This is a genomic window from Romboutsia sp. 1001713B170131_170501_G6 (genome assembly GCF_015668195.1).
GTDB lineage: Bacteria > Bacillota > Clostridia > Peptostreptococcales > Peptostreptococcaceae > Romboutsia_C.
Genome location: NZ_JADPFC010000005.1, coordinates 165,326 through 191,955 on the forward strand (window position 1 = coordinate 165,326; position 26,630 = coordinate 191,955).

Sequence of the window (26,630 nt, forward strand, 5' to 3'; positions counted from 1 at the left end):
TGGAAAAATTAGTTGATATGTTAGAAGAAGATGATGATGTTCAATCTATAGCTCATAACTGGGAAATAGAAGAATAATCTATAAAGATAAGAGCCTAGGCCAAAATATTTGGTCTAGGTTTTTTATATTTATTTGCATTTAAAACTAGAACAATATGTTTCAGACAACTCATTTGGTCTAGGAGCTTTAGAAGTAACAGCTATATTATTAAGTGCACATATGACACCTGCATTATGAGTACATGTTTTAACATTACATCCTATAAATGAACATGGACGATCATTATTAGAACTAGATAAGTTATTACTAGACTCTACAAAAGAACTGCAACAAGTATGAGTACTTGTGTGGGATTTTTTGCCATTAACAGCAATTTTATTTGCATAACACATTCCGCTATCATTATGTGAACAATTTATTACATTACAGTTTATACTAGACATAAAATTAACCTCCTAATAAATTAATAAATCTATTAGGAGTATTTCCAAGAATAAGGAAAATATATCATTATTTAACAATAAAAATAAATATATTAGTTATCGTGCATAAATAATTGATCAAAATACTGAGTATCCATAAGTGCTTTTGCAACTAATGTAGATGATGATGGATAACTTTTTATAGGTGGCCATATAACAAATAATTCTTTTTCGAAGTCATCTATAGTATATTTTTCTCCACGTGTCATAATATCAGAAACTTTAGCAGTTAGGTCTTTTATCTTTAAAAAATCACCTAAGGTAAGGTCATAAAATATAGATGCTTTATGTTGTGGTTGTTTTAAAAGTAAAATGTTTTGCTTAAATTCTATAAAATCAAGTCTATCGTAAATTGCCTTAACGTATGAACTCACATAAATACCTCCTATAAATAAATTTAATAATGATATATATAATATGTATAAAAAACAATTAATGGGACAAAAATTCAAATATAAATAATTACTAAAAATTACCTAAATATAAAAGATTTTATATCTATAACAATAAATTATGTAGAAGGAGGTATTTTAATGTTTGAAAGAAGAGACCCATTTAATTGGAAAATACCTGTTATGATAATAGCAGGAGTGGTTGCTTTAACAGGTGGTATTTATATAGGAGTAAAAACTAATAGTGCAGATGCTCAAAAAGTGAATGCTAAAGAAGAAATAAAAAAAGAACAAAAGGTTAAAGAAGTATTTGGTTTGAGTAAGGATTGTGAAATATGGGTTCATACGAAAAATGAAGATGGCAGCGAATCAGATAAGAATCCTATGATGGTAGGAACAGTAGATAAATCATTAGTAGAAATGAATGAGAAAGAAATAAGAGAATATTTAAAAAATAAATATCCAGAAAGGGAAGTAGAAAAAATAAGCAAATATGAGATAGTTTTATCAGAAATTCAAACACATAAAGATGCATCTAGAAGTAATAAGTATGCCTTAGAAGCAGATGATGATCTTATAGGACTTTATAAATATGATGATGATGGAAATCGAGAATTAGTAGAGGATACTCAAATACATATAAATTCACTTCCAAAATCAGTACAAGAAGAAATTCAAAAGGGAGTGGTCGTAGATTCACAAGAAGAAGCTTACTCAAGACTTGAAAACTTTGGAAGTTAATGAAATAACCACAACGTAGTGTATATGTTGTGGTTATTTTTGTAACGTAAATAAAACTTATGCTATAATGTATAAGAACATAAGTTTTATTTGCGTTACAAAGATTAATGGGAGGAAGTTTTATTTGATAATACTAGGCATAGACCCAGGAATAGCAATAGTTGGGTTTGGAATAATAGAGTATAAAAATTCGAAATTTAGAGTAATAGATTATGGAGCAGTTACAACTCCTGCAGGAATGGATACATTAAAAAGATTAGAACTTGTTTATAAAGGAATTGATTTAATAATAAAAAAATACAATGTAGATGAAGTTGGAATAGAGGAATTGTTCTTTAATAAAAATGTTAAGACGGCTATAAGTGTAGCACAAGCTAGAGGAGTAACCATGCTTGCTTGTGCACACAATAATAAGCCTGTATATGAATACACACCTCTTCAAGTTAAACAAGGTGTAGTAGGATATGGAAGAGCACAAAAAGCACAGGTTCAGCAAATGGTAACTTCATTTTTAAATTTAAAAGCAGTACCAAAGCCAGATGACGTAGCAGATGCTTTAGCAGTTGCAATATGTCATGCTCATGCCAATAGATTGGAAAAAACATTAAAAAATATAGGGGGTAAGTATGTATAGTTATATAAAAGGAACAATAGAAGAAATATATTTAGACCATATAGTAATAGATAATAATAATATAGGATATAAAATAAATGCATCATCAAATACTATAAAAGACTTAGAAATAGGAAGTATGGCAAAAATATATACAAAACTTATAGTAAGAGAAGATGATATGAGCCTTTGTGGATTTTCAACAAGAGAAGAAATGCATATGTTTGAATTATTAACATCTGTATCAAAAATAGGTCCTAAAGTTGGACTTGGTATATTATCTTTTGCAACACCAGGGCAATTAGGAGCTTATATATTAAGCGAAGATATAGCAAAAATGTCTAAAGCGCCGGGTGTAGGTAAAAAGACAGCTGAAAGAATAATACTTGAGCTAAAAGATAAAGTAGATAAAAATAATATAGAATTTGAGCCAACTCTACTTACTCAAGCTCCAGTTGCTATATCAAAAGACGAAGCAGTAGATGCACTTCTTGCTCTTGGATACTCAAGCGCTGAGGCAAAGGAAGCAGTAGACAAATGTAAAAAAGACGGGCTTAATACAGAAGACATAATAAAGAAATCACTAACATATCTAATGAGTAAGACTTTAAGATAATTTTATAAAATAAATTTTATTAGTGAAAGTTATATAAATATAGTGGCATAAGACAATATAGATATTATAAGGTTTTCCATTTAAAATAATAAAATAAGCTAATTAAAGAAGTTTAAGATTAATGAATCATTGATAGATAATAAAATGTAAGGGGGTAGGATTATGTACGATTTTGAAGATGAAAATAGAATAATTACATCTACCATGAAAAATGAAGATGTAGATATAGAAAATAGCTTAAGACCGAAATCGCTAGATGATTATTTAGGTCAAGAAAAAGCTAAAGAACAGTTAAAAATATTTATAGAGGCTGCAAAGTCTAGAAATGAACAATTAGACCATGTACTTTTATATGGACCTCCAGGATTAGGTAAGACAACTTTATCAAGTATAATAGCTAATGAAATGGGTGTTAATCTAAGAATAACATCAGGTCCTGCAATAGAAAGGGCAGGAGATTTAGCTGCAATATTAACTAACTTAAATGAAAATGACGTATTATTCATAGATGAAATACATCGTATAAATAGAAGTGTAGAAGAAGTATTATATCCTGCAATGGAAGATTTTTGTTTGGATATAATAATAGGAAAAGGTCCATCAGCTAGAAGTATAAGACTAGATCTTCCTAAGTTTACACTAATAGGAGCTACAACTAGAGCTGGGATGCTTACAAATCCACTAAGAGATAGATTTGGAGTTATATCTAAACTAGATTATTACACTGTTGATGAATTAGCAAAGATAGTTATAAGATCAGCTGAGATATTAGGAGCTACTATAGAGGAAGGTGGGGCAATAGAAATAGCAAGACGTTCTAGAGGAACACCAAGAATAGCAAATAGACTTTTAAAAAGAGTAAGAGACTACGCACAAGTAAGAGCAGATGGAGATATAACTAATGAAGTTGCAGATAAGGCACTAGAGCTTCTAGGTGTAGATAGTTTAGGCCTTGATTATGTAGACGAAAAGTTACTTATGACAATAATTGAAAAGTTTAAGGGTGGACCTGTAGGACTAGATACATTAGCTGCATCAATAGGAGAAGATAGAAATACTATAGAAGATGTATATGAACCTTATTTATTACAATTAGGATTCTTAAATAGAGGGCCAAGGGGAAGGGTGGCAATGCCACTTGCCTATGAGCACCTAAAAATTCCTTACCCTACTAAATAAAGCTATTAAAAATATAAACTAGGCTTTGTTTTAAAAAGAAATCTAGGGTAAAATAGAAAAGTAAAATAAAGATGAAATAAAAAATCATTAATTTATAGAGTTATAATAATGGCTAGGAATATGAATATAGAAAAAATATGATATTTTTGTTATTATGATAATTATATAAATTTTATGGAAAGGACGTTTAAATTGAAGACAAGTGATTTTTACTTTGACCTACCAGAAGAATTAATAGCGCAAGTACCTATAAAGGATAGATCAAGCTCAAAGCTTATGGTCTTAGATAGAGAAAGCGGAGAAATTGAGCATAAGATATTTAAAGATGTAATAAATTATTTAAATCCAGGAGATTGCTTAGTTCTTAACAATACTAGAGTTATACCGGCTAGATTGATAGGAGAAAAGCTTGATACTGGAGGAAAAATAGAATTTCTTTTACTAAAAAGAACTGAAGAGGATACTTGGCAAGCTCTAGTTAAGCCAGGTAAAAGAGCTAAGGTAGGAGCTAGATTCTCTTTTGGAAATGGAAAGCTAATAGGAGAAGTAGTGGGACTTGCTGAAGAGGGTTCTAGAATAATAAAATTTCATTATGAAGGAATATTTGAAGAAGTTTTAGATGAATTAGGAAATATGCCACTTCCTCCATATATAACAGAAAGATTAGAAGAAAGAGAAAGATATCAAACTGTGTATTCAAAACACAATGGTTCAGCGGCAGCACCAACAGCAGGGCTACACTTTACACAAGAGCTACTTAGTGAGATAAAAGCAAAAGGTGTAGATATAGCCTTTGTTACTCTTCATGTTGGCCTTGGAACTTTTAGACCAGTAAAAGTAGAAGATGTATTAAATCATGAGATGCACTCTGAGTTTTATATGGTAGATAAAGAGGCAGCTGACAAAATAAATAAAGCAAAAGCTAATGGAAATAAAGTTATATGTGTTGGAACTACTAGCTGTAGAACAGTAGAGTCTGCAAGTAGTGAAGATGGAGTTGTAAAGGAATCTAGTGGATGGACTAATATATTTATATACCCAGGATATAAGTTTAAGGTAGTAGATAGACTTATAACTAACTTTCACTTACCAGAGTCAACTTTAATAATGTTAGTAAGTGCTTTATGTGGAAAAGAAAAAACATTAAATGCATACAATGTTGCAGTTGAAGAAAAATATAGATTCTTTAGTTTCGGAGATGCCATGATTATAAAATAGGGGGAATTTGATGAAAAATATAGATAAAAATAATTTATCTTTAAGAATAGCCTATGTTTTTGAATCAATTTTAGCAATGGTGGTTCTACTTGCTGTATTTTTAGGTACTATAGACGTTTTAAGAGTAATATGGACAGCCTATATAGTAGATTTTCATACACCGGTTGATTATGGTCAACTAAATGATATATTAGGACAGATTTTACTTTTAGTTATAGGGGTAGAGCTTGTAGTAATGTTATCACTTCATATTCCAGGTGCTCTTTTAGAAGTATTACTATATGCAATAGCTAGAAAAATGTTATTGCTTCCAAAGAGTGAAGGTATGACAGAAGTATTATTAGGTGTTATAGCAATTGCAGGATTGTTTATTATTAGAAAATACTTAATAGCTAAGGATAACAGTACTATGAATATAACTAGTATTCACTATGAAGACTGTGAAGAAGGTCAAGAATGTGAAGAATGCGAAGCTTGTAGAGAAAGAATGAAGCAACAAAGCGTATAAAATGAATAGATAGTAAGGAGACAAAATTATGAGTGCAATAAGATATGAACTTATAAAAACATGTAAGCAAAGTGGAGCTAGATTAGGAAGACTTCACACTCCACATGGAGTTATAGAAACACCTATATTTATGCCTGTTGGAACTCAAGCAACAGTAAAATCAATGACTCCAGAAGAGTTAAAAGAAATAGGATCTCAAATAATATTAAGTAACACATATCACTTATATATGAGACCAGGACATGAGTTAGTTAAGGAAGCTGGTGGACTTCATAAGTTTATGAACTGGGATAAGCCAATACTTACAGATAGTGGAGGATTCCAAGTATTTAGTTTAGGACCACTTAGAAAGATAACAGAAGAAGGTGTACATTTTAGATCTCATATAGATGGATCTAAACACTTTATAAGTCCTGAGAAAGCTATGGAAATACAAAATGCCCTAGGTTCAGATATAATGATGGCTTTTGATGAATGTGCTCCATACCCAGCAGATAGAGAGTATGTTAAAAATTCTTTAGAAAGAACTACAAGATGGTTAAAAAGATGTAAAGAAGCTCATAAAAACACTGAAAAACAAGCATTATTTGGTATAATTCAAGGTGGAATGTACAAAGATTTAAGAGAGCAATCTGCTAAAGAAATATTAGAATTAGACTTACCAGGATATGCAGTAGGTGGTCTAAGTGTTGGAGAGCCTAAAGAATTAATGTATGAAGTATTAGATTACACAGTACCTCTAATGCCAGAAGATAAGCCAAGATATCTAATGGGTGTTGGAAGTCCTGACGACTTATTAGAAGGTGTTATAAGAGGAATAGATATGTTTGACTGTGTTTTACCTACTCGTATAGCTAGAAACGGTACAGCTATGACTAGTGTTGGTAAAATAGTAGTTAGAAACGCAAAATATGCAAAAGACTTTACTCCATTAGATCCAAATTGTGATTGTTACTGCTGTAAGAATTACACTAGAGCATATATAAGACATCTTGTTAAGGCTAATGAAATATTAGCAGCAAGACTAATAACGACTCACAACTTACACTTCCTATTAAACTTAATGAAGCAAGTAAGACAAGCTATAATGGAAGATAGACTATTAGACTTTAAAGAAGAGTTCTTTAAGCAATACGGATACAAATTATAGAAATTGTACTATGAAATAAAGTATTTTTAATATATAATTATTAATGAAAAGGTAAACTCTTCCTATATTTTAGGGATATAGTTTATATAAATACTAATTAAAAATAAATAGATTATCCAAGGAGGGTAATCTATAATATTTATAGTATTATAGAATTTAGTATAATAAAAAGGAGTGAAGGTAATGCCACAACAAATGATAATGGCTGTAGTTATGTGGGTAGCAGTATTTGCTGTATTCTACTTCCTATTAATAAGACCTCAAAAGAAAAAAGAAAAGCAATTAAAAGAAATGAGAGAAAACCTAAAAGCAGGAGATAAAGTAACTACTATAGGTGGTATAATAGCTCACGTTGCAAAGGTTGAAGAAAACCATGTAGTATTAGAACTTGGACCAAACAGAAACAAAGTTCCATTTGAAAAATGGGCTATAGGTACTGTTGAGCCACAAGATGAGAAATAATTAAATAATAGTAATTTAAATACCTTTCCTAGAATATATATGTATTACTGAGGGGAGGTATTTTTTATGGAAAAAACAAATCATATCCTAAAAGGTCTTGGATATGCGTACATATTAACATTAGCTACTTTACTTATATATAACTTAATACTTACATTTACAGATATGTCAGGAAGCAGTATAGCTATGGCATCTTCAGTTATAACTACAGTATCTTCAGCATTTGGAGGATTTTATGCTACTAAACATATAAAGGAAAAAGGCCTTATATATGGATTATTAGTAGGTTTAGTGTATATAGTGCTTCTTATATTATTAGTTTGTTTAGCTAAGGACCAATTTATATTTGATATGGGTATGCTTTATAAGACACTTTTAGTATCCTTATCTGGTGGCATTGGAGGAGTTTTGGGTGTAAACTTCAAATAGAAGTTTTACATAAATACATTTTGTGATATAATCAATAGGGAAATTTAACTAGGAGGTACTTAAAATGGAAAAGAAACATGTTAAAACTTTATCTCAAGCTACATTAAAGCAAAGTGCTGCTAAAGGTGGATGTGGAGAATGTCAAACTTCTTGTCAATCTGCTTGCAAAACTTCTTGTACAGTAGCAAACCAAGAGTGCGAAAGATAATAAGTTTAGGATAAACATAAAAAGTAAGGCGTCATAACTTATGACGTCTTATTTTAATTTTAATTAACGAGTGTGATTTAGCATAGATTATATACAGGAGTATTATTTTAGATATAAATTAAGCTAATTTTTTGAAGTATTGCCTATATTTTATTTAAGTTATATAATGAAGGATAGAGTTTAAATACAATGAGGAAAATTGTTGATATAGATGAATAAATAATAAAACTTGGGAGGACGTAAAAATGAGTATGATACATAAGTTTTCAATGAACGGATATAATATAGTTTTAGATGTAAATGGTGGAGCTGTTCATGTTGTTGATGATGTAGCTTATAGATTATTAGACCATTACAAAGAAAATACAAAGGAAGAATTATTTAAGATTTTAGGTGAAGAGTTCACTAAAGAGCAAATAGAAGAAGCATATGAAGAAATAGCTACTTTAGAGTCAGAAGGACTTTTATATACAGAAGATAGCTATGAATTACATCCAGCGTTTGTTGATAGAAAGAAAGTTGTTAAGGCATTATGCTTACACGTTGCACATGATTGTAACTTAAAATGTAAATACTGCTTTGCTGCACAAGGTGACTTTGGTGGGGCTAAGGAAATGATGAGCTTTGAAGTTGGTAAAAAAGCAATAGATTACCTTATAGCTAACTCTGGAAATAGAAGAAACTTAGAGATAGATTTCTTTGGTGGAGAGCCATTAATGAACTTTGATGTAGTTAAGCAACTAGTTGAGTACGGAAGAAGTGTAGAAAAAGAACACAATAAAAACATAAGATTCACTATAACTACTAACGGTATATTACTAGATGATGAAAAGATAGAATATATAAACAAGCATATGCACAATGCAGTTTTAAGTTTAGATGGTAGAAAAGAAGTAAATGATAATATGAGACCAACTTTAAATGATAAAGGAAGTCATGACATTATATTACCAAAGTTTAAAAAACTTGTAGAAGGTAGAGATAAAGATAAGTACTATTACATAAGAGGTACTTTCACAAGAGAAAACTTAGACTTCTCTAAAGATGTTATGCACTTTGCTAACGAAGGATTTGCTCTTACATCTATAGAGCCTGTTGTAGATGCAGATGAAAATCCATATGCTCTTAAAGAGGAAGATTTACCAAGAGTATTTGAAGAATATGAAAACTTAGCAGTAAAATATGCTGACATGTTAAAATCAGGTAAAGACTTTAAATTCTTCCACTTTATAGTAGACTTAAATCAAGGTCCATGTGTAATAAAGAGAGTAACAGGATGTGGAGCAGGAAATGAATACCTAGCTATAACTCCAAATGGAGATATGTACCCATGTCACCAATTCGTTGGAAATGAAGACTACAAATTATCTAACATAATGGAAGAAGAAATAGTGTTCCCTAAAGAAGTTGTAAAGAGCTTTAGAGATGCTCACGTATATAGCAAAGAAGATTGTAAAAAATGTTGGAATAAATTCTATTGTTCAGGTGGATGTCATGCAAATGCAATAAACTTCAACGATGACATAATGAAGCCATATGAATTAGGATGCGAAATGCAAAAGAAACGTACAGAATGTTCAATAATGATACAAGCGAAATTAATGCTAGAAGGAGAATAAGATGATAAAAGGGTACAAAGGAATAGAACCTAATATTCATGAAAATGTGTTTGTAGCAGATAGTGCAGATATAATAGGTAATGTAACCATAGGAAAAAATGCTAACATATGGTATAACGTAGTTATAAGAGCAGATGAAAGTAGTATAACTGTAGGAGAAAATACAAATATTCAAGATGGTTGTGTAGTTCATATTTGTCATGATGCACCAACTATAATAGGCAAAAATGTAACTATAGGGCATAAAGCTCTTATACATGGATGTAAAATAGGAGATAATACATTAATAGGTATGGGTGCAATAGTGTTAGATGGTGCTGAAGTCGGAGAAAGTACACTACTTGCTGCTGGAAGCTTAGTACCTCCAGGTAAAAAAATACCATCAGGAGTACTTGCTATGGGTTCGCCTGCAAAAGTAATAAGAGAACTAACACATGAAGAAAAAGAAAATCTTAAAAAATCAGCATTAAAATATGTAGAAACTGCAAATAATCATAAATAAGAAAACTAAAAGGGCAATTTTGATATTGCCCTTTTATTGTATAATTAAGTCAATAAAAGATGGAGCTGATAAGAGTGAGAATAAGTTACAGGAATATAAAAAGATATAAAGAGATTATACGCATATTAATTAAATATGGGTTTTCTTATATAGTAGAAAAATTAAATATTGAAGGTGTAGCATATAAAATACCTATAACCAATCCATCTGAAGAAATAAAACAAATGTCTACAGGAGAAAAGATAAGACGGGCTTTTGAAGAATTAGGACCTACTTATGTTAAGTTAGGACAAATTTTAAGTACTAGAAAAGATTTGTTAGACCAAGATATAATAGATGAATTATCTTTACTTAGAGATAGTGTAGAACCTTTTGATACAGATATTGCTAAAGAAATATTTAAAGAAGAAATAGGTTTAGATATAGAAAAAGTGTTTAATGAATTTAATCCTACTCCAATAGGTGCGGCATCTATTGGGCAAGTATATGAAGCAAAGCTTCAAAACGGAGAAGATGTAATAATAAAGATACAAAGACCTAATATTGAAAGTAGGATAAAGTCGGATTTAGAAATACTAAAGGGAATGGTTTTAGCATTTAAAGATGGAAATAAAGATAGTTCTATAGACGTTATACAAATAATTGAAGAGTTTCAAACTCAATTAATGAGAGAATTAGATTACAACTTTGAAGCTATAAATGCTATGAAGTTTAGGAGAATGTTTGAAAACAGTAGTGAAGTGTATATACCTAAAATCTATGGAGAATTTACTACAAAAAAAGTATTGGTAATGGAAAAAATTATAGGTGTAAAATTAAATGATACGAAAAAAATAAAGGAACTTAATTGGGACACAAAGGTAATAAGTGATATAGGAATTAAGTCCTTATTTAAGCAAGTATTTGAATATGGATTTTTTCATGCTGATCCACATCCAGGAAATATTTTTGTAGTCAGCCAAAATACTATATCTTATATAGATTTTGGGATGGTAGGAATAGTAGATAGAAACACATTAAATGCTTTAAATGAAATTGCAGTAGCTTTGGTAGAGAAGAATGTAGATAGGGTAATATATATATTAACAGAGATGGATGTTATAAATAATGAAGTGGATATAATTGGGCTAAGGCAAGATTTATTATATTTAATTCACTATTATTATGATGTTCCAATAGAAAAAATAAATATATCGGATATTATGAATGAGGTATTTAGATTCTTTAGGAGATATAAAGTATCAATACCATCACAGCTTTCTACTCTTGCAAAAGCAGTGATAACTCTAGAAGGAACTGGAAGAGATTTAAATCCAAACTTCTCTGTGGCATCTATAGGTAAAGAATTTATGAGGCATTATTATATAAATAAATTTAATCCTCAAAATGCATTCTTAAAATCGAAACATGCAGCAGAAGAGATGATATTAGATATAAAAACTATACCTAAGCAAATGAGAGGTATACTTAGAAATATAGAAAAAAATAATGTAAAACTCCAATTAGAAGACGTAAAGTTTACTTCACTAGAAGAAATAATGAGAGACTTAACCACACAAATCTCTTTAAGCTTAGTACTAGCATCTATAATAGTTGGGTCATCACTTATAATTTCTTCACCTAATATAAATAACAATATATGGATAAGGTTTACTGCATTAAGTGGTTTCTTTATATCATTTATAATAGGTATATTAATAGTAGTCAAGATTATAAGAATTCAATATAAAAAGAAATAAAGGGGGAGAAGTTATGTTCAATAAAAAATGGACACTTAGACATATGGGAGATGTATGTGAAAGCGAATTAAGTAAAAAATTAAAAATTTCCCCGGAAATTAGTCAAATTTTAAAAAATAGGGAAATAAATAATGAAAAAGATGCAGAAATATTTATGAATCCATCATTAGAATATTTAAGAGATCCATTTTTAATGAAGGATATGGATAAAGCAGTAGATAGAATAAAAAAAGCTATAGAAAATAAAGAGAGCATATGGATATATGGAGATTATGATGTAGATGGAGTATCTTCCACTTCAATATTATGTTTATACTTTGATTCTATTAACTATCCAGTTAATTATTACATACCAAATAGATTAGAAGAAGGATATGGCATAAATGAAGAAGCTATAAGACACATACATAATCAAGGATGTAACCTAATGATAAGTGTAGATTGTGGTATTACATCTGTAAAAGAAGTAGAAATAGCAAATGAATTAGGGATAGATGTTATAATAACAGACCACCATGAGTGTCAAAGTGAAATACCTAATGCACTAGCTGTTATAAATCCAAAGCAAGAAGATTGTAATTATCCTTTTGATATGCTTTGTGGGTGTGGAGTTGCTTTTAAATTAATACAAGCTCTTACTCCTAAAGAAGAATTTAAAAATAGTTTATATACATATTTAGAAATAACAACTCTAGCTACTATATGTGATATAGTACCGCTAGTAGACGAAAATAGAATAATAGTAAAAAATGGTTTAACTCTTATGTCTAAGGGCAATAATATAGGCTTAAGGGAACTTATAAAGGTTTGTGGAGTGGAAACAGATAAAATAGGTTCATCTCATATAGGATTTTCTATAGGGCCTAGAATAAACGCATCAGGTAGACTAGGATACTCAATGTTAGGAGTTGAATTATTTACTACAAAAGATACAGAAAAAGCTAAAGAAATAGCTATGTTATTAGAAGAAAAAAATAATGAAAGACAGCTAATAGAAGGAAAAATGTATCAAGAAGCAGAGGCTATAATAGAGGCTAATGAAAAGTACAAGACTGACAAAGTGCTAGTTATAGCTAATGAAGGGTGGCAACATGGAGTTATTGGTATAGTTGCATCAAAGCTTACAGAAAAATATTACAAGCCAACAATACTACTAACTATAGAAGATGGTGAAGCTACAGGCTCAGCTAGGTCTATAAAAGGATTTAGTATATTTGATGCACTTGTAAGATGTAAAGATTTATTAAATAAGTTTGGTGGACATGAACAAGCAGCAGGTTTGTCTTTAGATAAAGAAAATATAGACAAGCTTTCTGATGAAGTTAATAAGTTTGCAGATTATAAACTTAATGAAGAAGATTTAATAGAAAATATAAAAGCAGAACTTGAATTAAAAGAAGAATCTATAAGTTTAGAATTAGTAGAAGAACTTCATAAGCTAGAACCATATGGATTAAATAATCCTAACCCTAGATTTATAGTAAGAGATGCAATACTTAAAAGTATAATAACTATGGGAAAAAATAAACAACATATAAAGTTTACTATAGAAAAAGAAAAGTCTTATGAATGTATAGGATTTAATATGGCATACCTTAAAGAAAGATATATGCCAGGGGATAAGGTAGATGTACTTTTCCAATTAGATGAAAATAATTTTATGGGAAGAAGAAGTATTCAATTTTTATTAAAAGATATAAGAATGTCTTATCCTAAAAGTAGTAGTACAAATGAAGATATAATTGAACTATTTTCAAAGACTATACCTAATGAAAATTGCTTATATGATATAAATGAAATTGATAAAAATTTATTATATGAAAGATTTGGATTTAATAATATAGATGAAATGATAAATGGCAATAAAGATATTAATATATTTGATTATATAACTAAAGATACCTTAGTTATAGCAAATACTATAAATGGGTTTTATAGAGCTATATCAGATATATCATTAGTAGATGAAGATATAATAGATGGATTTGACATAAACTACAACGAAATTATGTCAAATAGTGATAAACTTCAGCTTATATTCTCTCCAAATATTGAAAAAATTAATATAAAAAGATATAATAATATTATTCTTTATGATTATTTGTATAATATGGGTGACTATTCTCATTTATACGAAAAGGCGAATAATGAGGCTATAATTATCAAATATTATAGTCAAACGGATTTACTATATCTAAACAATATTGTAAATAATTTAATTCCAGAAAGAGAAGAATTTATATACGTATATAAATTTATGCTTTCAAATAAAGAGATAAATGTTGACTTTAGAGATATAAAGAAGGTATTTAATATAATACCTTTAAAAGTATTTACAATATTAAAAGTGTTTAAGGAATTATTATTATTAGATTTTGAGTTTGTACATGATGACTTACTAAATACAAAATCTATACATATAAAGTTATTACCAAAACCAGACAAAAAATTAAATTTAGATGAAAGTAAAATACTTAAAAACTTAAAAACTTTAAACGAGAAATACAGAGAAAGTTATTAGGAGGAGCAATTGTAATGGATTTAAAACAAAAGATAAGAGAAATCAAAGACTTCCCAAAAGAAGGAGTAAGTTTTAAGGATATAACTACATTAATGCAAGACGGAGAAGCTTTTAAATATGCTATAGATGAATTTATAAAAAATTTAAAAGATAAAAACATAGACATAGTAGTAGGACCTGAAGCGAGAGGTTTCTTAACAGGAACTCCAGTTGCTTATGGAATGGGAGTTGGATTTGTCCCAGTTAGAAAGCCAGGAAAATTACCATATGAAACAGAAAGTTATCAGTACGGATTAGAATATGGTAGTGACACTTTACAAATACATAAAGATGCTATAAAGCCAGGACAAAGAGTAGCAATAGTTGATGATTTATTAGCTACTGGAGGAACTATGGAAGCTGCAGCGGCTCTAATAGAAAAATTAGGTGGAGAAGTTGTATCTATGCAATTCTTAATAGAATTAGAGTCCTTAAATGGAAGAGAAAAGCTATCTAAATACGATGTAAATTCTCTAATAAAATATTAATAAATTAGATTATTTTACAAAGGTGCTTAAAGGCATTACTAAAATAGTTGGTATTATACCAACTATTTTAGTATAAAGAATTAAAATGTTTACACAATAGGATTAAAAAGGTATTAAATTAATATAGGGTTTTGTTTCTTTGAGTAAATGAATGAGGCTTTATAAAATTACATATGTAAAATAGGTGGTATTATGCATGATAAGGAATTACAAGAATTAATAGAAAAAATAAAAGGTTATGCTCCAAATGCTGATATAGATTTAGTAAAAAAAGCTTATTATCTTGGTAAAAAAGCACATGAAGGTCAATTTAGAAAGTCTGGTGAACCTTATTTCATTCATCCTCTAGCAGTTGCCAATATACTAGCAGACATGGAACTTGATATAGAAACTATAGCAGCAGGAATATTACATGACGTTGTTGAAGATACGGACTATACTTATGAAGATATAGAAAAAGAATTTTCTCAAGAAATTGCCAATTTAGTGGACGGAGTAACTAAACTTGGACAAATTAAGTATCAATCAAAAGAAGAAACACAGGCAGAAAATCTAAGAAAAATGTTTATGGCTATGGCTAAGGATATAAGAGTTATACTTATAAAATTAGCAGATAGACTTCACAACATGAGAACTTTAAAATTTATGCCTCCAGAAAAAGCAAAATCAAAAGCAAAAGAAACACTTGAAATCTATGGGGGAATAGCAAATAGATTAGGTATTTCTAAAATAAAATGGGAATTAGAAGACTTGGCACTTAGATATATAGACCCAGACGGTTACTATGAATTAGTTGAAAAAGTAGCTAAAAAAAGAAGCCAAAGAGAAGAGTATATAAAAAAAGTTTTAAGTATATTAGATGAAAAATTAAAATCTGTAAATATACCATACAATGTATATGGAAGACCTAAGCATTTTTATAGCATATACAGTAAGATGAAAAACAAAGACAAGGGATTTGAAGAAATTTATGATTTAACAGCAGTCAGAATAATAGTAGATAATGTTAAAGATTGTTATGCAGTACTTGGAATGGTACATACATTATGGAAGCCAATTCCAGGAAGATTTAAAGATTATATAGCAATGCCAAAACCTAATATGTATCAAAGTCTTCATACCACTGTTATAGGACCAGATGGAGAGCCTGTAGAGATACAAATAAGAACAAAAGAAATGCATCAAATAGCTGAATACGGGATTGCAGCTCACTGGAAATATAAAGAAGGTAAAACTCAAGATACAAGACAAAATGTAGAAGAGAAACTTCAATGGTTAAGACAAATGATGGAGTGGGAAAAAGATCTAAAAGATCCTCAAGAGTTTTTAGATGCTCTTAAAGATGATGTATTTAGTAGTCAAGTTTATGTATTCACTCCAAGGGGGGACGTCATAGAACTTCCAGCAGGTGCAACTCCAATAGACTTTGCTTATAGAGTGCATACTAATGTAGGTAATAAATGTGTTGGAGCTAAGATAGACGGAAGAATAGTTCCTATTGATTATAAATTACAAAATGGAAATATAGTGGAAATATTAACTTCTTCAAATTCAAATGGACCAAGTAGAGACTGGATTAATATAGTAAAAACACCAAATGCTAAAAGTAGAATAAGACAGTGGTTTAAAAAGGAAAGAAGAGAAGAAAATATTGAACGTGGAAATTTAATACTTGAAAAAGAATTTAAAAAATATAATATACCAGCAAAAGAAGCTTGTATAGAAAAGTACCTAGGTCAAGTGGCTAAAAAATTCAATCAACAAACTGTAGAGGATTTAATAGCTACTATTGGTTATGGTGGAATAATGGCATCACAAGTTGTTCCAAAGGTAAGAGAATTATACGAAAAAGAAGTCAAAAAAACTAAAAAAGAACAAGAAGCAAATGCTGTAGAGGACTTAAAGAATCACAATTTAACAGATTCTGAATATAAGAAAAAGAGAAAGAATACATCTCAAGGAGTAACAGTAAAGGGACTTGATAATATATTAGTTAGATTTGCAAAATGTTGTAATCCACTTCCAGGTGATGAAATAGTAGGATATGTTACAAAAGGTAGAGGTGTAGCTGTTCATAGAAAAGACTGTCCTAATGCAAATGTAAATGGAGACTTCTTTAAAAATAGATTATTAGAAGTTGAATGGTGTAACTCGGAAAGTAGTAGATTTGAAGCAGAAATTCAAATAAAAGGTGTAGATAGAAAAGGTATAATTAATGATATAACTCATGCTGTAGCAGTTGAAAAAGTAGGATTTAATGGTATAAATGCCAGAAAAGGAAAAGAAGGTATTATAAATGTTAATCTACTTATTGAAGTTGATAATATAGATGAGCTAAATTTATTAATGAAAAAGATAAAATCTATACCAGGAATAGAAGATGTATATAGAGTAATAAACTAGGAGGAAGGACTATGAGAGCAGTTGTACAAAGAGTATCATCATCTAAAGTTAAAGTAGGTGATCGTGTTACAGGCCAAATAAACAAGGGACTACTTGTTTTACTTGGAGTAACTCATGAAGATACATCTAAAGATGTTGATTACATGATAGATAAAATACTAAACCTAAGAATTTTTGAAGATGAAAATGAAAAAATGAACTTATCTCTTAAAGATGTAGGTGGAGAACTTTTAGTGGTTTCACAATTTACCTTATATGGTGATTGTAGAAAAGGAAAAAGACCAAGCTTTACAAATGCAGCAAGACCAGATGTTGCAACTAAACTTTATGAAGAGTTTGTACAAAAAGCAAAGAATAATGATATAGTAGTTGGAACTGGTGAGTTTGGTGCTCATATGATGGTAGATTTAACTAATGATGGACCAGTTACAATATTATTAGAGTCAAATAAAGCTTTCTAGGGGGATTTAAAAATGAAAATAGAAAAAATACTTGAACCAAGCTTTGGTGAAAATATGTATATATTAGTAGATGAAGAAACTAAAAAATGTGCAGTAGTAGACCCAGGTGGAGCAGAAGATAAGATATTAAGTTATATAAAAAATAATGGTTTAATACTTGAGTATATATTATTAACTCATGGACATGGAGATCATATAGGTGCAGTAAAATCTATAAGAGAAAAGACAGGTGCTAAGGTAGTTGCACATACAGATGAAAAAGAGTTATTAAATGATAATAGAAAAAATTTAAGTTGTATGATGCCACATTGCGGACCTCAAGAATTAGATGCTGACATATATGTAAATGATAAAGAAAAATTAACATTAGGTAATTTAAAACTATCATTTATACATACACCAGGACATACAAAAGGTGGAATGTGTATAAGAGTTAATGATGATATGTTTACTGGAGATACTTTATTTGCAGGGAGTATAGGTAGAACAGATTTTATTGGAGGAAGTTATAAAGAGTTAGAAAAATCTCTTAAGAAGTTATCAAAATATGAAAATGACGTTAAAATTCATCCAGGTCATGGACCAAGTTCTACTTTAGGAATAGAAAAGACGAGCAATCCATATATGAGCAGATAAAAAATAATTGCTCCAATAACTTATGGATAATATATAACTAAAGTTTTAAAAGATAGCTATATTAGCTATCTTTTAGGCATTTAAGTAACTTAAAGTAAATTTAACTATTATGTTAAGAAGGAGCAAGAAAATGATAGGTGTAGTTTTAAAAGGACATGATTATAAATATGAAGTAGCTGAATTAATAAAACTATTTACTACGGATTTTGAATTTGTAGAAAGAAAAAGTTTCGGAAGAATATTAACAAACACATTATTAACATATAATGATACAATAATCGCTAAAACTGAATACTATGAAAATTATGATTTAAAGTATGAGTTTAGAGACCATATAAACATAAGTGGATTAAATGAACAAGAAATAAAAAAAGCTACAAAAGAAACTATAAAAAGAAGTATATTTAAAGTTTTACAAAATAGATTAAACTCATATGTACCTTGGGGGATACTAACAGGTATAAGACCTGTTAAGATAGTACACACTCTATTAGACCAAGGTGTAGATGAAGAGTCGATAAGAGAAATATTAAAAGAAAAATACTATATAATGGATGAAAAAATAGACTTAAGCCTAGAAATTGCAAAAAGAGAAAGAGTATTTATATATCCAATAGATAAAAATAAAATTTCTTTATATGTAGGTATACCATTTTGTCCAACAAGATGCTACTATTGCTCATTCCCAGCAAATCCATTAAAACAATTTGGACATTTAAGAAAAGAATATGTAGATAAGCTTATAGAAGAAATAAAGGGACTTTCTAAAATATTAAAAGACACTAATAAAGAAATAGAAACATTATATATTGGTGGAGGAACTCCAACAGCCTTAGAAAAAGAAGAACTAGATACTTTAATAACTGCTTTATTTAAAGAGTTAGATTTAAGTAGGATAAAAGAATTTACAGTAGAAGCAGGAAGACCTGATACTATAACTAGAGAAAAATTAGAAGTTCTTAAAAAGCATAATGTAGATAGAATAAGTATAAATCCTCAAACTATGAATGATGAAACATTAGCTAAGATAGGTAGAGACCATACTGTAGCTGATATAGTGGATTGTTTTAATATGGCAAGAGAAATAGGATTTGATAATATAAATATGGATATCATATTAGGTCTTGTAGATGAAGATTTAGATATGGTTAGAAATACTTTAGAAGAAATCAAAAAACTTTCACCAGAAAGTTTAACAGTACATACATTAGCTATAAAAAGGGCATCTAATCTAAAAGAAAATCTAGATAAATACGAACTTACAAGATATGAAGAAATGATAAAGATGATAGATTTATCAATGGAATATGCTCGTGATATGGGACTTAATCCATATTATATGTACCGTCAAAAGCATATGTTAGGAAACTTAGAAAACATAGGATATGCTAAAGAAGGTTATGAATGTATATATAACATTCAAATAATGGAAGAGAAGCAAAGTAACTATGCAGTAGGTGCTGGATCTATATCAAAATTTGTATATGTTGATGAAGATAGAATAGAAAGAGTTGACAATGTTAAAAATGTAGAGCAATATATAGACAGAGTTGATGAAATGATAGAAAGAAAGAGAAAGGAGATATACAAAAATGTTAACTAAAGCTCCAAGAGGAACTAAAGACATAACTCCAAAAGATGCTTACAAATGGAATTATGTTGAAAATAAATTTAGAGAGGTATGTGCATTATTTGGATACGAAGAAATGAGAACTCCAATATTTGAACATACAGAATTATTCAAAAGAAGTGTTGGAGATACAACTGACATAGTACAAAAGGAAATGTATTCTTTTGAAGATAAAGGTAAAAGAGATATAACTTTAAAGCCAGAGGGAACTGCTGGTGTAGTTAGAGCATTTATAGAAAATAAATTATATGCAGAAACTCAACCAACAAAGTTATTTTATATGACACCTTGCTTTAGATATGAAAGACCACAAGCAGGAAGACAAAGACAATTCCACCAATTTGGAATAGAAGCTTTAGGAAGTGACAAACCATCATTAGATGCAGAAGTAATAGCTTTAGCTGTTCAATTTTTCAATGAAGTTGGTCTTAAAGATTTAGTAGTTAGCATAAACTCTGTTGGATGTCCAACTTGTAGAGCTAAATACAACGAAATACTAAAAGCATACTTAGACTCAAAAGCAGATGTATTATGTGAAACTTGCTTAGAAAGAAAAGATAAAAATCCAATGAGAGTTATAGATTGCAAGAATCCTACATGTCAAGAAAACTTACAAGATGTACCTTTTATGGTAGATCACTTATGTGATGAATGTAGCGAGCACTTTAAAAAAGTACAAGAGTACTTAACTGAAATGGAAATAAACTATGTAGTTGACAAAAAAATTGTTAGAGGACTTGATTACTACAAGAAAACTGCTTTTGAAATAATATCAAATGATATTGGTGCTCAAAGTACAGTTTGTGGTGGAGGAAGATACGACGGACTAGTAGAACAAATTGGAGGACCTAAAGGAGTTAGTGGTATAGGATTTGGTCTAGGAGTTGAAAGATTATTATTAACTTTAGAAAATAATAATATAGAAATAGAAAACCCACATGCTATGGATATATTCATAGTAACAATAGGAGATAAAGCTAAAACTAAGAGCTTTAAAATATTAAAAGATTTAAGAAGTGAACATATAAGTGCTGAAAATGACCACTTAGATAGAAGCGTTAAGGCACAATTTAAGTACTCAGATAAAATAAATGCAAAATTCACTATAGTTATAGGTGATGATGAGTTAGAAAATGATAGTGCTACACTTAAAAATATGGCTACATCAGAGCAAACTACTATAAAACTAAGTGATATAGTTAAAGAATTAAAGGAAAGATTATAATTTGTAAGGGATTATACAATTTTAAATATAATTTATGATATATCATAAATTATAGAAAGCCAATTTTAAATGGACAAGTAAATTGTAGTAATGATAAAATATTAAATTATAATAAGTCTTATATAAAATGTCTTAAAGAAAGACTTTTGAAGCACATATAAAAGATTATATATCAATAATTTTTAATAAATATAGTTTATTATGTGTTATAGGAAATTTAAAGAAAGCCTGGAGGGTAAATAATGGAAACTCTAAACGGATTAAAGAGAACTCACTATTGTGGGGACTTAAGAGAAAACAATATAAATGAAGAAGTTGTCCTTATGGGATGGGTTCAAAAGAAAAGAAACTTAGGTGGATTAGTGTTTGTTGACTTAAGAGACAGAAGTGGATTATGCCAAATAATATTTGATACTGACGTTAACGCTGAAGCTTTTGCTAAGGCTGAAAAGTTAGGATCTGAATATGTTATAGCTGTTAAGGGAAAAGTTTGTGAAAGATCATCTAAAAACCCTAACATGCCAACTGGTGATATAGAAGTATTTGCTACTGAACTTAGAATACTTAATGAATCGCAAACACCACCAATATATATAAAAGATGATGATAATGTATCAGAAGAATTAAGACTTAAGTATAGATACTTAGATTTAAGAAAGCCATCTATGCAAAAGACTTTAATGTTAAGAAGTAAGGTTGCAAATATAGTAAGAAACTACTTAACAGAAAACAACTTCTGTGAAATAGAAACACCTTTCTTAATAAAGCCAACTCCAGAAGGTGCTAGAGATTATCTTGTACCAAGTAGAGTTAATGAAGGTAAATTCTATGCTTTACCACAATCACCACAATTATTTAAACAATTATTAATGGTAAGTGGTATGGATAGATACTTCCAAATAGTTAAGTGCTTTAGAGATGAAGACCTAAGAGCAGACAGACAACCTGAGTTTACTCAAATAGACTGTGAAATGTCTTTCGTTGAGCAAGAAGATGTTATGGCAATAATGGAAAAAATGGTGCAAACTATATTTAAAGAAATATTAAATGTAGATGTAGCATTACCACTTCCAGTTATGACATATGCTGAAGCTATGGAAAGATACGGAAGTGACAAGCCTGATACTAGATTTGGATATGAATTAACTAATATATCTGATTTAGTAGCAAACTGTGGATTTGGAGTATTTGCTAATGCTACTAAAGATGGAATGAGTGTTAGAGGTATAAATGTTGAAGGCAAATCTGATGAAATAAGTAAAAAGCAATTAAGTAAAATAGAAGACCATGCTAAGACTTACAGAGCTAAAGGTCTTGCTTGGATGAGAATAGGAGCTAACAGAGAAGTTACTTCTCCAATAGCTAAGTTCTTTACACAAGAAGAATTAACAGCTATACTTGACAGAATGAATGCTAAAGAAGGCGACTTATTATTATTCGTTGCAGATAAAAACTCTGTAGTATTTGATGCATTAGGTCAAGTTAGACTTGAAGTTGCTAGAAGACTTAACTTATTAGACAACAATGAATATAAAATGTTATGGGTAACTGAATTCCCTGTATTTGAAGAAGATGAAGAAACAGGAAGAATGGTAGCTAAACACCACCCATTCACTTCTCCAATGGATGAAGATATAGAAAAGCTTGAAGGAGATGACAAAGCATCTTTAAGAGCTAAGGCTTACGATATAGTTATAAATGGATACGAAGTTGGTGGAGGAAGTGTTAGAATATTCAATTCTGATGTTCAACAAAAAATGTTTAAAGCATTAGGATTTACTGAAGAAGAAGTTAGAGAGAAATTTGGATTCTTATTAGATGCATTTAAGTATGGAACTCCTCCTCATGCAGGAATTGCATTTGGACTTGATAGATTAGTTATGATACTTGCAGGAACTACTAACATAAAAGATGTTATAGCATTCCCTAAAAACCAAAGTGCAGTATGTCCAATGACTAACGCTCCAGCAGTAGCTGAAGAAGCACAATTAAAAGAATTAAATATAAAAGTTGAAATAAACAAGTAATATACACATTTTGTATATTATAGCAAAGAAAGTGCCTCAAGATATATTATTAAGAGGCACTTTCTTTATTTATTTTTGAGTAAGGTATAAACCTAGTGGATACATAAAAAATTATAATTTAAGTGTAGCTATTTAATATTATTTTGAGAATAGTACTTGCTTACAAGCATCTTTTCTCCACCTTCAACGGATCTTTCTCCACCTGCGTAGGGTTTAGTACCCTCCATGTTATATGCTTTATCTCCAGATAATAAATTTTTAGCATGGTCATCTAAAGTATCTTGTGAATATTTACTAGTTACTTTATTATTTGAGTTATCATAATCATGCCCAAGTTCAGTAGATATTTCCATTTTAAAGTTATTTAAAGCTTTTTTTGAATTTGATTTAGAATTAGGATTCATATTAATAATCTCCTTTAAAAATAATCTATTAATATCATCAACATAATAAGTGCAAACTATACTTAAAAGATTAAAATAGTATTATATTTAAAATAAATATTAAAATGTTTAGAATATAATAATTATATTATATAATATAATTATTAATTACTATTAAAAATATTGATTTTTAAATTAAAATTGAGCATTATACTCGTTTTTCCTAAAAGCTTATATAAAGTATAAAATAATTTGAATTTAATTAACATTAATAAAATAAAAATAAGCTATAATATATATATCAACAAAAGAGGTGATCATATGGAAAAAAAATTAGCTGAATCAAACGATAAAGAAGCTCTTATAAAAAGGCTTAAAAGAATAGAGGGACAAGTTAAAGGTATCCAAAATATGATAGAAGAAGAAAGATATTGTGTAGATATATTAGTTCAAATATCGGCAATTAGATCTGCTATAAATAAAGTAGGTACAATAGTACTTGAAAATCATATAAAAGGATGTGTTTCTCACACTATAAAAAGTGGTGATGAAGAAATTACAGAAAATGTTATAAATGAATTAATGGGTACTATAACTAAGTTTACAAAATAGGGGGGATTTTGTGGAACAACAAGGGTATATAATAGAGATTTTAGACAAAAATACTGCTAAGCTAAAAATGCAAAGGCATTCTGCTTGTGCAGCTTGTGGAAAATGTGTTACTAGTTCAGAATCAAAAGATATTGTGGTAGAAGTTGATAACAACATAGGTGCTAAAGTTGGAGATAGGGTAAAAGTAAACATGGATGGTGTAAATGTATTAAAAGCAGCATTTTTAGTATATTTAACTCCATTAGTAGGTCTTTTGATAGGAACAATAGCTACATATTTTATACTAAATAGCATAAGTATGATAAGCAATATAGAAGTTATAAGTTTTATAGTGGGCATTACTACTATGATGATTGCTTTTTTTATACTTAAAAAAAGAGATAAGAAATTTAGAGAGAGCAGAGAGTATATACCTGTAATCACGGATATAGTATCAGGTGGAAAAGAGATTAATTTATAGTATATAGTCAATCATGCTTATATATTAATAAAAAAGCTATGAATATAGAATTAAACTCTATTTTCATAGCTTTTTATAAGGGTTTTATAATTAAAATCTAAGCAATTATTTACTAACTTTTTGAAGTAATGCTGCCATTTTTTTTAGTTTGAATATATTTATAGTTCTAACAAATGAAGTCATAACTAATATTCCAAGTGCTATAGCGGCTCCAGAAAATAATACATCCGTACCAACTGATACAGCCATATCATAATCTTTTTGAACTAGATAAAGCATAGTATTATACATTCCAAGTCCAGGAACTAAAGGTATTATACCTGGTATTACAAAGAGTATAGCAGGATGTTTTAATTTTCTAGCAAGCATTTCACTTATAAAAGAAACCACTAGAGTTGCTATGAAGTTTGAAATTATTGAGTTAGAAGTGATTCCCATTAAATAATAATACATTGTCCATCCTATACCTCCAGTAATTCCTGCTGGAATTAGTGTAGATATAGGTCCATTTAAAAATACAGCAAATCCAACAGTAGAAAATGCTGAAAATATAAAATGCCAAATTAAACTCATATCAGTCATTAGAATGCACCTCCAAACTTAAGCCATAAATCTAGCACAAGACCAACACCACAAGCTATAGAAATAGCAGTTAAGCCTGCATCAAAAGCACGTGCTACTCCTGAAATTAAATCCCCTGCAATTAAATCACGTATACCTTTTATAAAAGATACTCCAGGTAGTAGTGGCATTATAGAACCAACTATTAGAGTTTTAGGTGTTGCTAAAAAACCAAGTTCTGTTACTAAAACCCCAGTTAGAGCTATAAATACCGAAGCTATCAAACTAGAAAAGGCTGGGATATTACTTACCTTCATAATTTTTTTATAACATATAACTGCTAGTATAGATATTATAGTTGTAAATATGAAATTAATTAAATTATTACCCCCTACAACACAAGCAAAGGAAGCAGATGCTAAACCTGTAGCTATGTAAACTAATTTAGGTGGATGTTCAGGAGTCTCCCCAAGAACTTTAAGTTCTGCTAAAGCATCTTTTATAGGTGTGTCCTTTGCATTAACAAACTCCCTAGAAAAATTATTAAGTAGAGAAATTTTGTTTAAATTTATTCCACGGTTTCTAATCGTTTTCATAAAGGACAAACCATCAAATCTATCATCTGATATAATGATAGCGGTAGGAGTTGCAAATACGCTAATATAATTAAAACCCCTCGACTTACAAACTCTAATAACGCTATCCTCTACACGATAAGTTTCAGCCCCATTTATTAGCATAAGTTCACCAAGAAATAAAGCTAGCCTAAGTACGTCTTTTTTGTATTCTTGATTGCTGTCGTTATACATAAAATTCCCTCCTAACTAACCTAATATAAGCATTATAACATCTTTTTTGACATATGTTTACAAAACTATAAGTAAATATATAAATTTAAAATAAAGTTTTAAATTTATATATTATATAGATCAAATAATAATAATTATTATATCTATTTTGTCAAAATACTCATCTTTTATTTATATTAAAAACTTATAGAGTTTAAAAATACAAATAAAAATATTTTTTGAAGAAATTTTATCAATATATAATATAATAAAAGTAGCCTAAACTTAGAGTATTAGCTACTTTTTATAAAAAATCTTAATACAAAAATATTGAGAAAAAATGAAAAAAATAAAAAAGTTTAAAAAAAGTGTTGACCATATAAAAATAAGGTGATATAGTAGTACTTGTCCAAGAGAGGACAGTAAGAACTTTGAAAATTAAACAGTAGGTTAATTTATATAACTGATTCTTAAAGAATCGAATACAACCAAGCCAGATATTCAGATAATGATAGTCTGAGCAGGAAAACTTATATTT

The 26,630-nt window shown here is 29.3% G+C and carries 28 protein-coding genes; 23 read left to right on the plus strand and 5 right to left on the minus strand.

The features are described 5' to 3' along the window. Window positions 1-128 precede the first annotated feature (128 nt). Window positions 129-443, minus strand: a complete 315-nt coding sequence (locus tag I4U89_RS12095; protein ID WP_195940609.1) for a DUF1540 domain-containing protein — start codon at window positions 441-443, stop codon at window positions 129-131. 92 nt (window positions 444-535) lie between these two features. Continuing rightward, window positions 536-856, minus strand: coding sequence for a hypothetical protein (locus I4U89_RS12100; protein ID WP_195940610.1), 321 nt, complete (start codon window positions 854-856; stop codon window positions 536-538). 159 nt (window positions 857-1,015) lie between these two features. Here I4U89_RS12100 and I4U89_RS12105 point away from each other — a divergent pair, with 159 nt between their 5' ends. The 21 genes from I4U89_RS12105 (at window position 1,016) to aspS (ending at window position 23,288) form a co-directional block, all read left to right on the plus strand. Then, complete coding sequence (locus tag I4U89_RS12105) at window positions 1,016-1,615, plus strand: hypothetical protein (protein ID WP_195940611.1); 600 nt, start codon at window positions 1,016-1,018, stop codon at window positions 1,613-1,615. A 124-nt stretch (window positions 1,616-1,739) separates the two neighbouring features. Next, window positions 1,740-2,249, plus strand: coding sequence for a crossover junction endodeoxyribonuclease RuvC (ruvC, locus tag I4U89_RS12110; protein ID WP_092923743.1), 510 nt, complete (start codon window positions 1,740-1,742; stop codon window positions 2,247-2,249). Next, a complete protein-coding gene (ruvA, locus tag I4U89_RS12115; protein WP_195940612.1) occupies window positions 2,242-2,844 on the plus strand; it encodes a Holliday junction branch migration protein RuvA in 603 nt (200 codons plus the stop codon). The genes ruvC and ruvA overlap by 8 nt, the downstream gene beginning before the upstream one ends. 162 nt (window positions 2,845-3,006) lie before the next feature. Then, window positions 3,007-4,023 carry a Holliday junction branch migration DNA helicase RuvB gene (gene ruvB, locus I4U89_RS12120; protein WP_092923749.1) on the plus strand — a complete coding sequence of 339 codons (1,017 nt, stop codon included), beginning with the start codon at window positions 3,007-3,009 and terminating at the stop codon, window positions 4,021-4,023. A 192-nt stretch (window positions 4,024-4,215) separates the two neighbouring features. Further along, the gene (gene queA / locus I4U89_RS12125; RefSeq protein ID WP_279311328.1) at window positions 4,216-5,241 is read left to right on the plus strand and encodes a tRNA preQ1(34) S-adenosylmethionine ribosyltransferase-isomerase QueA; all 1,026 of its coding nucleotides are present in this window, start codon (window positions 4,216-4,218) and stop codon (window positions 5,239-5,241) included. Between the two features lie 10 nt (window positions 5,242-5,251). Beyond that, complete coding sequence (locus tag I4U89_RS12130; RefSeq protein WP_195940614.1) at window positions 5,252-5,749, plus strand: phosphate-starvation-inducible PsiE family protein; 498 nt, start codon at window positions 5,252-5,254, stop codon at window positions 5,747-5,749. A gap of 28 nt (window positions 5,750-5,777) precedes the next feature. Further along, window positions 5,778-6,899, plus strand: coding sequence for a tRNA guanosine(34) transglycosylase Tgt (gene tgt / locus I4U89_RS12135; protein WP_092923758.1), 1,122 nt, complete (start codon window positions 5,778-5,780; stop codon window positions 6,897-6,899). Window positions 6,900-7,082: 183 nt separating this feature from the next. Next, window positions 7,083-7,361, plus strand: a complete 279-nt coding sequence (yajC, locus tag I4U89_RS12140) for a preprotein translocase subunit YajC (protein WP_195940615.1) — start codon at window positions 7,083-7,085, stop codon at window positions 7,359-7,361. 66 nt (window positions 7,362-7,427) lie between these two features. Beyond that, entirely contained in the window at window positions 7,428-7,790 is a 363-nt protein-coding gene (locus tag I4U89_RS12145) for a TIGR04086 family membrane protein (RefSeq protein WP_195940616.1), read from the plus strand. A gap of 64 nt (window positions 7,791-7,854) precedes the next feature. Further along, complete coding sequence (scfA, locus tag I4U89_RS12150) at window positions 7,855-7,998, plus strand: six-cysteine ranthipeptide SCIFF (protein WP_092923767.1); 144 nt, start codon at window positions 7,855-7,857, stop codon at window positions 7,996-7,998. Between the two features lie 245 nt (window positions 7,999-8,243). Beyond that, the gene (scfB, locus tag I4U89_RS12155) at window positions 8,244-9,617 is read left to right on the plus strand and encodes a thioether cross-link-forming SCIFF peptide maturase (protein WP_195940617.1); all 1,374 of its coding nucleotides are present in this window, start codon (window positions 8,244-8,246) and stop codon (window positions 9,615-9,617) included. Window position 9,618: 1 nt separating this feature from the next. Then, window positions 9,619-10,119, plus strand: a complete 501-nt coding sequence (locus tag I4U89_RS12160; protein ID WP_195940618.1) for a gamma carbonic anhydrase family protein — start codon at window positions 9,619-9,621, stop codon at window positions 10,117-10,119. A 74-nt stretch (window positions 10,120-10,193) separates the two neighbouring features. After that, window positions 10,194-11,858, plus strand: a complete 1,665-nt coding sequence (locus I4U89_RS12165; RefSeq protein ID WP_195940619.1) for an ABC1 kinase family protein — start codon at window positions 10,194-10,196, stop codon at window positions 11,856-11,858. 13 nt (window positions 11,859-11,871) lie between these two features. Continuing rightward, window positions 11,872-14,379, plus strand: coding sequence for a single-stranded-DNA-specific exonuclease RecJ (gene recJ / locus I4U89_RS12170; RefSeq protein WP_195940620.1), 2,508 nt, complete (start codon window positions 11,872-11,874; stop codon window positions 14,377-14,379). 14 nt (window positions 14,380-14,393) lie between these two features. Continuing rightward, the gene (locus I4U89_RS12175; RefSeq protein ID WP_092923782.1) at window positions 14,394-14,906 is read left to right on the plus strand and encodes an adenine phosphoribosyltransferase; all 513 of its coding nucleotides are present in this window, start codon (window positions 14,394-14,396) and stop codon (window positions 14,904-14,906) included. Window positions 14,907-15,098: 192 nt separating this feature from the next. Beyond that, window positions 15,099-17,309 carry a RelA/SpoT family protein gene (locus I4U89_RS12180; protein ID WP_092923785.1) on the plus strand — a complete coding sequence of 737 codons (2,211 nt, stop codon included), beginning with the start codon at window positions 15,099-15,101 and terminating at the stop codon, window positions 17,307-17,309. A gap of 11 nt (window positions 17,310-17,320) precedes the next feature. Further along, window positions 17,321-17,770, plus strand: coding sequence for a D-aminoacyl-tRNA deacylase (gene dtd / locus I4U89_RS12185; RefSeq protein ID WP_195940621.1), 450 nt, complete (start codon window positions 17,321-17,323; stop codon window positions 17,768-17,770). A gap of 12 nt (window positions 17,771-17,782) precedes the next feature. After that, complete coding sequence (locus I4U89_RS12190) at window positions 17,783-18,406, plus strand: MBL fold metallo-hydrolase (RefSeq protein WP_195940622.1); 624 nt, start codon at window positions 17,783-17,785, stop codon at window positions 18,404-18,406. Window positions 18,407-18,536: 130 nt separating this feature from the next. Continuing rightward, the gene (hemZ, locus tag I4U89_RS12195) at window positions 18,537-20,009 is read left to right on the plus strand and encodes a coproporphyrinogen dehydrogenase HemZ (protein WP_195940623.1); all 1,473 of its coding nucleotides are present in this window, start codon (window positions 18,537-18,539) and stop codon (window positions 20,007-20,009) included. Continuing rightward, the gene (gene hisS, locus I4U89_RS12200) at window positions 19,999-21,261 is read left to right on the plus strand and encodes a histidine--tRNA ligase (RefSeq protein ID WP_195940624.1); all 1,263 of its coding nucleotides are present in this window, start codon (window positions 19,999-20,001) and stop codon (window positions 21,259-21,261) included. The genes hemZ and hisS overlap by 11 nt, the downstream gene beginning before the upstream one ends. A gap of 242 nt (window positions 21,262-21,503) precedes the next feature. Further along, a complete protein-coding gene (gene aspS, locus I4U89_RS12205) occupies window positions 21,504-23,288 on the plus strand; it encodes an aspartate--tRNA ligase (RefSeq protein ID WP_195940625.1) in 1,785 nt (594 codons plus the stop codon). 128 nt (window positions 23,289-23,416) lie between these two features. Here the strand turns inward: aspS and I4U89_RS12210 are convergent, their stop codons facing one another. Beyond that, window positions 23,417-23,692: a hypothetical protein gene (locus I4U89_RS12210; protein ID WP_195940626.1), complete on the minus strand. Its 276-nt coding sequence runs from the start codon at window positions 23,690-23,692 to the stop codon at window positions 23,417-23,419. 300 nt (window positions 23,693-23,992) lie between these two features. Here I4U89_RS12210 and I4U89_RS12215 point away from each other — a divergent pair, with 300 nt between their 5' ends. Beyond that, window positions 23,993-24,283 carry a metal-sensitive transcriptional regulator gene (locus tag I4U89_RS12215; RefSeq protein ID WP_195940627.1) on the plus strand — a complete coding sequence of 97 codons (291 nt, stop codon included), beginning with the start codon at window positions 23,993-23,995 and terminating at the stop codon, window positions 24,281-24,283. Between the two features lie 10 nt (window positions 24,284-24,293). Further along, on the plus strand, window positions 24,294-24,743 hold the full coding sequence (locus I4U89_RS12220) for a SoxR reducing system RseC family protein (protein ID WP_195940628.1): 450 nt from the start codon (window positions 24,294-24,296) through the stop codon (window positions 24,741-24,743). 105 nt (window positions 24,744-24,848) lie between these two features. Here the strand turns inward: I4U89_RS12220 and I4U89_RS12225 are convergent, their stop codons facing one another. Together I4U89_RS12225 and I4U89_RS12230 are read right to left on the minus strand one after the other, a co-directional pair. Further along, window positions 24,849-25,325: a threonine/serine exporter family protein gene (locus I4U89_RS12225; RefSeq protein ID WP_195940629.1), complete on the minus strand. Its 477-nt coding sequence runs from the start codon at window positions 25,323-25,325 to the stop codon at window positions 24,849-24,851. Next, window positions 25,325-26,113, minus strand: a complete 789-nt coding sequence (locus I4U89_RS12230; protein ID WP_195940630.1) for a threonine/serine exporter family protein — start codon at window positions 26,111-26,113, stop codon at window positions 25,325-25,327. Before I4U89_RS12230 ends, I4U89_RS12225 begins: the two co-directional genes overlap by 1 nt. Window positions 26,114-26,630: the final 517 nt, after the last annotated feature.